Annotated in this window: 5 protein-coding genes; 2 read left to right on the forward strand and 3 right to left on the reverse strand. The window is 67.5% G+C overall.

Annotated elements, in window-relative coordinates; genetic code table 11:
- The first annotated feature begins 835 nt into the window (after window positions 1-835).
- On the forward strand, window positions 836-1,942 hold the full coding sequence (locus AB0I71_RS32155) for a hypothetical protein (protein WP_357591104.1): 1,107 nt from the start codon (window positions 836-838) through the stop codon (window positions 1,940-1,942).
- Window positions 1,943-2,089: 147 nt separating this feature from the next.
- Here the strand turns inward: AB0I71_RS32155 and AB0I71_RS32160 are convergent, their stop codons facing one another.
- Window positions 2,090-2,803 (reverse strand): hypothetical protein, encoded by a 714-nt coding sequence (locus AB0I71_RS32160; RefSeq protein WP_357591106.1) that lies wholly within the window; start codon window positions 2,801-2,803, stop codon window positions 2,090-2,092.
- Between the two features lie 386 nt (window positions 2,804-3,189).
- On the opposite strand from AB0I71_RS32160, the gene AB0I71_RS32165 reads away from it, so the two are divergent.
- A complete protein-coding gene (locus tag AB0I71_RS32165) occupies window positions 3,190-3,759 on the forward strand; it encodes an NADAR family protein (protein WP_357591112.1) in 570 nt (189 codons plus the stop codon).
- A gap of 191 nt (window positions 3,760-3,950) precedes the next feature.
- Here AB0I71_RS32165 and AB0I71_RS32170 read toward each other — a convergent pair whose 3' ends face one another.
- Together AB0I71_RS32170 and AB0I71_RS32175 are read right to left on the reverse strand one after the other, a co-directional pair.
- Window positions 3,951-5,360, reverse strand: coding sequence for a ricin-type beta-trefoil lectin domain protein (locus AB0I71_RS32170; RefSeq protein WP_357591108.1), 1,410 nt, complete (start codon window positions 5,358-5,360; stop codon window positions 3,951-3,953).
- Between the two features lie 100 nt (window positions 5,361-5,460).
- A partial coding sequence (locus tag AB0I71_RS32175; RefSeq protein ID WP_357591110.1) for a non-reducing end alpha-L-arabinofuranosidase family hydrolase occupies window positions 5,461-7,070 on the reverse strand: 1,610 nt, incomplete at its 5' end.

The following is a 7,070-nucleotide window of genomic DNA, read 5'->3' on the forward strand; positions in this document are numbered from 1 at the left end:
CCCACACCCTGCCTCTCGACGAGGCGGAACGCGGATTCGAGATCTTCAAGAACAAGCAGGGCAACTGCGAGAAGGTCGTCCTCAAACCCTGACCACCAGCCGCATCCGGGCACCACGGCGCGCATCGTGGTGCCTGGATCCGCGTCTGCGCGGAGGCGGCCGGACTGCGGCGCGCGCGGCTGCCCTGCCGGTCAGGGTCGGGGCCCGCACCCGGATGACGACCTTCCCTGTGTGTGGTGGAGTCGACCATCTACAGCACCTACTGGCCGCGATCCCACAGCGGCGACGACCTGGCCAGCCGGCGCGCCTCCCGGTCCAGGTCGTCCAAGTCAGCGATGTGGTCGACTGGATCTGGACCGTGCCGACCTACGGATCAGAAGGTTAGGGTTCGAGTCCCTTCGGGGGGCGCAAGATCATGAGGACCCGAACCGCGGGAAACGCGGTTCGGGTCCTTTTCTGTTAGTCCCTTGTGATCGGTTGGTTGCTCGGATGTTGCTCCTGCGACGAGCGTCCCTCAGGTCCCGGTCTGTTCGCTGAGGTTCGGGTGGCTCCGCTCCGGCCCTGCCGGCAGCGGCAAGTGGAACATCGGACCCGTCGACGGAATTCGATGGTGCCGCCGCCGTGGCACCTGAAGGGGCCGTCTCCTGCCGGCGACTGGCAGCTCGCCCCGCCCCGTCGCCGGGGCTCCTCAAATGCTCGGGGCGTTGATCGATTCCGTCTGCCGGGCGTGGCGCTCCTCAGAAGGACTGACAGGCGACAGATGCCGTTGCTGAAGTGTGCGCGAGGGTGGGATCATCGCGTTCATGATCGAGAGAATCGAGTCCGCTGTCCGCCGGTGAGCGTGACGACCGAGCCTGGACTGCTCGGACCCCGGATCACTCTGTTCGAACACGCGCTGCGTCTCCACCAGCAGCATCCCGATGGTGTTCTGCCTCGCGGCGGTGAGCCGTATCCGGACGACGAGCGTCACCGCTCGCGGCCGTCAACCCGTCGTGCAAGGGATCGGCGGCTCTACGGGGCCGATGTCGCCGTCATCCTCGACAGGCACTTCAGTCAGCCGGACGCGCAGGCGAGTGAGCTTGTCGACGCCTTCGGCGATGCCTACGTCCCGATCCATCGCAATGACCACATCGTTGCCGCGGCGCTGCGCGCGGATCGGCAGCGAGTGCGACAGACCGGCCGATGGCTGGTGCGGCACGGCACCGACCGCAATGCCGTCACGGTCGGACTCACGCTGCTGACCGCCGATGGGGCCGAGGAGGACATCCCGCTGATCCAAACCATCGGTCTGCTGTCGAACTGGTTCGGGCCGTTGGCCGCAGAGGCGCTGCAACGCCGCCGGGGAGGCACGGATGCGCTGCTGTGGCTCGCCGAGCGCGTCGCTGGCTGGGGTCGGGTCTACGTCGTCGAGGCGCTGTGCCGACAAGGCGCTGCCAGTGCCCGGGCGTGGCTGCTGCGCCATGCCTGCGACGGCGACTATCTCAACGGCTACTTCGCCGGTCAGGTCGCCACCACAGCGCACCTACACGAAGCGATCACCAGCGCCGATGTCGACGACGAACTGATCGATCACACCGGCCGGCTCCTGAGGGTCATGGCCGACTGCGGTGGCATGGGCATGACCCTTGAGCACTACCCGCCGGCACCTGTCGTGCTGGCCGCGCATGCTGCTCACCTCGCCGAGCAGCCGCCGACAGCGGACCGGTACGTGGATGCGGCGATCATCGCCGACTATCTGACGGCCAAAGCTCCGAACCGGTGCGGTTGCACTGCCGAGCAGCGGGACCACATCGTGCAGCGATACCTTGCCGTACTCGACCGGCCGGATTGGCGCGACGCTGTCCGCGCGGGCCTCAGCCCGACCAGCCACTTCTTCGCCTGGTTCGCCGGCCACATCGCGGCCCGGCTGCGTCTCGGCGCGTTTTCCGACGCCGCAGAGTGACGAGCGATGAACCACGCTGCCGATCAGCATCTGGTCGAAGCGGTGCGAGCCGGTGACGGGCAACCGTTGCGCGTCTCAGTACCCCTCGGCGACGGTGCGCCGACGGCCGACGAACGCTGGGGCCGGGCGGGCATGCCCGCTGAACTCCTACACCAACAGACTCTCCCGCATCCGTGCGCCCAGATTGATGCCGCCGACCACCTGGGGGCCGGTTGGATCGTGAACGTCGACGGTGTTGTTGCGGCGCATCGCCTCGCGGACCGGCGGCGGCAGCCGGGGCGGGTCGTCGATGGCCGCGAGAACCTGCCCGGCGGTCGAGATCAGTCGGTCGGCCAGTGCTGCGGCATCGGTGTCCACCCGTACCTGGCCGTACTCCCAGCCGATGACGGTGAGGTCGAGCACCTCGAACACGCGGGCCAGGAGCGGGTCCGGGTCGGTCACCTGGCCGAGCCGGGGCGCGCGGCTGCCGACCACTGCGACGGCGGCGGTCACCTGCACGTACGGGTGCAGGCCGCACGGCAACGCGAACAGTGGCCACCGCAGCGCCGGTCCGGCCTCCTTCCACAGCAGCCGGTAGTTCCGGCGGTGCACCAGGAGTCGCCGGCCCGTGTGTCGGTACACGTCGTGGGCTTGGGCCTGCAGGTCCGCATGAGCCTCGTCGGCGGCCTCGCTCACCATTCGGGCCGCCACCACCAGCCCGTCATCGTCGTCCAACATCCGGGTGATCGCTTCGACCTGCTCCGGAAACCGGACCGGGGAGCCGGCACCGTAACGGTGTCGGACATCCCGCAGCAGTGCCTGCTGCCGTCCTGGATCGAGCTGGACCCGCTTGCTACCCAGCAACTGCCGGAGCCAACGCATCTCGCCTCGTTTCAGCCGCCACAGACCGCAGCAATGCTAGTGCGTCGGACGCCCCTGCTATCGGCGGGGTGCTGAGCAATCTGGCCAAAGGCAGGCACAGGCGCGACTGGCCAGGGACCCGTACCGGCCAACCGGCTTCAAGACCGATGAGTGCCGTCAGCCGAGGGTGTCGCCGATGGCTTTCCAGTCGCTCCAGGTGCCGCGCCAGAGGTGGACGGGAGTATCTGCTGTCGGCCGAAGCTGGGGCGATGGCGGCGGCTCTTCTTGCGGATCTTGGCGAGGGTGTGGTGGGCGGCTTTCCCCGCAGACCACTGCCAGCGCCCTCCTGGCTTTGCCGCCGACAAACGTGTGGCGTGCTGAGGTCCTGGTGGCACACACTCGCGATCATGCTGACTTCATGTCGGAGCGTCACCGACCTGATCGCCGCACAGGCACGGGGAGAGCGGATCAGGTTTCTGTTCTTCTGGGGGCACCAGCCGGAACGTGACGGCAGCGTCGGCGCCGGATGTTTGAGTCAGTGGTGGCCGTCGCCCTTCGCGGTTGACGGGTTCGTCTTCGCGACCGCGGAGCACTACATGATGTGGCGCAAGGCCATGTTGTTCGGTGATGAATCGATCGCCGAGCGTGTTCTCACCGCTCCGCATCCGCACGCGGCCAAGGATCTGGGTGGCCGGGTCGCCGGCTTCGATCAACAGACCTGGGACGTACACCGCTCCGACATCGTCGTGGCCGGCAACCTGGCCAAGTTCGGACAGCACGCCGAACTACGCTCGTTCCTGCTCGCCACCGGACGGCGGGTTCTCGTCGAGGCCAGCCCGATGGACCGGATCTGGGGCATCGGCCTGACTCGAGACGACCCTGGGGCCTCCGATCCGGCTCGGTGGCAGGGAAGCAACCTGCTGGGGTTCGCGCTCATGCGGGTGCGCGATGTCCTCCGTGATGAATCGGATCGGTGACCGTCGCTGAGGGCCGAGTTCACGGATTTGCCGCCGACCGTGCGTGGTCATGATCCGAGCGGCTCGTTCGACGCGTCGCTGCCATGGGTTTCAGGCCGCCGTCAGTGGCCCAACCCGGCAGGTGGCCGCCTTCGGGCGGGCTCGGCGTGGTGCCGGGCCCGCCCGGTTTCACGGTGTGGTGGTCGGGATGGTCATGCGAGGCGGGCGAGTCGGAATTGCTGGTTGGTCTGCCCGTGGCAGTCGTAGAGCTGGATCTGTGCGCCGTTGGCGGTGCTCCAGGCGTCGAGGCATCGTCCGGACTGGACGCCGCTGATGGTGCCGTTGGAGTTGATGTTCCATTGTTGGTTGGTCTGGTTGTGGCAGCTGTAGATCTGGACTGCGGCGCCGTTGCCGGAGCCGGCGGCGTCGAGGCACATGTTGCCGTAGACCTGTAGTTGTTTGTTGGCGGTGTAGGTCCATGCCTGGTTGGTCTGCTTGTTGCAGTCGTAGAGCTGAACCCGGGTGCCGTTGTTGCGGGAGGCGTTGGGTACGTCGATGCATCGGTTGGACTGGGTGCCGATGATTTCGCTGGCGGAGCCGGGTGGTGAGGTGGGCGGCGGCGTGGTCGGGTTGTTGGTGGGGGTCGGCGTCGGCGTACCGGTCGGCGGCGTGGTCGGGTCCGTCGGCAGCAACGGGCAGGTGCTGCGGTAGGTGACCACGCCGCTGTTGTCCAGCAGCGGGCAGAGGAACTGGCTGTACCGGGTGTCGTTGTCGATGAACATCTTCAAGAACGGCAGCATGGTCCGGACCAGCACCGGGTTCGACCGTCCGACCATGAACCCGTGGTCCCCACCGGCGACCTCCAGGTAGACGCTCTCCGTCGTGGCCGGGATGCTGTTGTACAGGCCGAGGGCGTAGGACGGGGTGACCACCGTGTCCGCCTGCCCAGAGATGATCATCGTGGGTACCCGGTCGTTGGCCAGGTTCGACGACGGCGAGTACGGCGTGATGCCGACCACTGCCTTCAACGATGCCCGCCGCATGGCTGCGCTCAGCGCGCCGCCGCCGCCCATCGAGTGACCGGAGACGGCCAACCGGTTCGGGTCGACCCGGTCGCGTACCGGGCTCTGCCCGGTCAGGTAGTCCAACGCGGCGAGCAACTGGGTGCCGCGGGCAGTGTCGAAGTCGTTACGGCTGTTGGTCTCGATGCCGATCACGACGAAGCCGTGCGATGCCAGCCACGGCCCCATCCAGGCCAGTTCGGCGGAGAACAGCGCGGTGTAACCCGGCGAGATCGCGATGGCCCCGAAGGTGCCCTGGCTGGTGTCGGTCGGGTAGTAGATCCGGCCGCCGTTGAAGCCGTGTCCGGTCGGGACGCTGACGGAGGTGTTGGCGAAGGGGCCGTTCACTGCCGTGACGCTGGTCCGGGTGGGGTCCGGGCCCCGCTGGTACGGGTTGTCGGCGGCCGACGCCGACCCGGTCGCCACGGTCAGGGTGAACAACCCGACGGCGGCTGCCATCCCGGCCGCGGCGAGCTTGAGCAGGCGTCCACGAATGCCGGGGGACACTCGGTCAGCAAGGGCTTCCCCCGAGGGCGGGGGGTGGTGTGCGTACGGTCGCACTGTCGGTACCTCCTGGTGGTGGGGTGTGTGAGGGTTGGGCGGGCTCGGCTTGTGCCGAGCCCGCCCGCTCCGGCCGTGCCCGAGCCGGACCTGCACGCCGTCAGCGTTGCAGGGTCAGTACTCCCGGGCGGTAGGGCAGCAGGCCGTAGTCGCCACCGGAGTTGGGGGAACGTCCCTGGTAGAGCAGTTGCAGGTTGCAGGGGTCCACGGTCATGGTCTGGTCGGCGTTGGACCGGATCAACTCGCCGTGGCTGATGTCGTTGGTCCACGTCGCGCCACTGTTGGCCTTACCCGCGAACGGGTTGCTTTCGGTGGCGGCCTGCGGCGTCCAGGTGCCACCCAGGCTGGTGGCGGTGAACGACCGGAAGTAGCGGCCCTGCGAACCGATCGCCTCGACCAGCATCAGGTACCGCTGCTGGCCTTGGAGCTTGTACACCTGCACGCCCTCGAACAGGTTGTTCGTGGTGTCGGTCATGATCGTGGTGTAGTTCGACCCGAAGCTGCCCGGGAAGTTCCCGATCGGCATGCTCGCCCGGTAGATCCGACCGTTGTCCCCGGCGAAGAACAGGTACATGTTCTGGTCATCACCGATCAACGCCTGGTCGATCGGGCCGGTGCTGGAGTTGGAGATGCTTCCGGTGAACAGGTTCTGGTGCGCCGACCAGCTGTTGACGTTTGTGGGATCGGTAGAGGTGCGGTAGGAGAACGCCGGCCCACCCCACTGGTAGGCCAGCACCCACACGTTGCGGGGTGCGAAGTAGAACAGTGAGGGTGCGACGGCGGCGAAGGGCATCTGGTTCTGGCTGGCCGAACCCATCTGGTTCCAGTTCGAGAACAGACCGAAGTTCATCGAACCCCAGGTCGTACCCGTGTCATGGGTGGTCGCGTAGACCAGGTGCTGACCGTTGTACGGCGCGTGCGTGAAGTCCTTCAACGACACCCAACCCGACCTCGGCTGCGCCAACGCACCCGTCGACGACCACCGGTACGACGACGGAAGATTGCAGGTACCGCCGGTGGGCGTGGGCGTGGGCGTGGGCGTCGGAGTAGCCGTCGGCGTCGGGTTGGCACCGCCGAGGGAGACGAGCCGGAACTGCTGGTTGGTCTGCCCGTGGCAGTCGTAGAGCTGAACCTGTGCGCCGTTGGCGGTGCTCCAGACGTCCAGGCATCGCCCGGACTGGACGCCGCTGATGGTGCCGTTGGAGTTCACGTTCCACTGCTGGTTGGTCTGGCTGTGGCAGCTGTAGATCTGGACTGCGGCGCCGTTGCCGGAGCCGGCCGCGTCGAGGCACATGTTGCCGTACACCTGTAGTTGTTTGTTGGCGGTGTAGGTCCATGCCTGGTTGGTCTGCTTGTTGCAGTCGTAGAGCTGAACCCGAACTCCGTTGTCGCGGGAGGCGTTCGGTACGTCGATGCACCGGTTGGACTGGGTGCCGACGATCTCACTCGCGGAGCCGGGCGGAGCGGTGGGGGTGGGCCCCGGCGTGGTGGGGGTGGGCCCCGGGGTGGTCGGCGTGGGGGTCGGCCCGGGGCTGGCGCTGTTCAGCGCGTCCAGGGTGGCCGTGTACGCCTGCTTCTTGTTGCCGTTGTTGTCGAACAGCAGTGGGGTGCCGCCGGAGCGCCACGAGTCGCTGTCCCGGATGCCCCACACGGTGATGCCGTTGCAGCGCGGGACCGCGAGGCAGTCGTTGACCACGTTGCGGTAGGTGT

The sequence above is a fragment of the Micromonospora sp. NPDC049891 genome (assembly GCF_040660295.1).
Classification (GTDB): Bacteria; Actinomycetota; Actinomycetes; order Mycobacteriales; family Micromonosporaceae; genus Micromonospora.

Bases quoted from the DNA above. Each gene is read 5' to 3' on its own strand.
- AB0I71_RS32165 (WP_357591112.1), top strand. From the start codon at position 3,190: ATGCTGACTTCATGTCGGAGCGTCACCGACCTGATCGCCGCACAGGCA.
- AB0I71_RS32160 (WP_357591106.1), bottom strand. From the start codon at position 2,803: ATGCGTTGGCTCCGGCAGTTGCTGGGTAGCAAGCGGGTCCAGCTCGAT.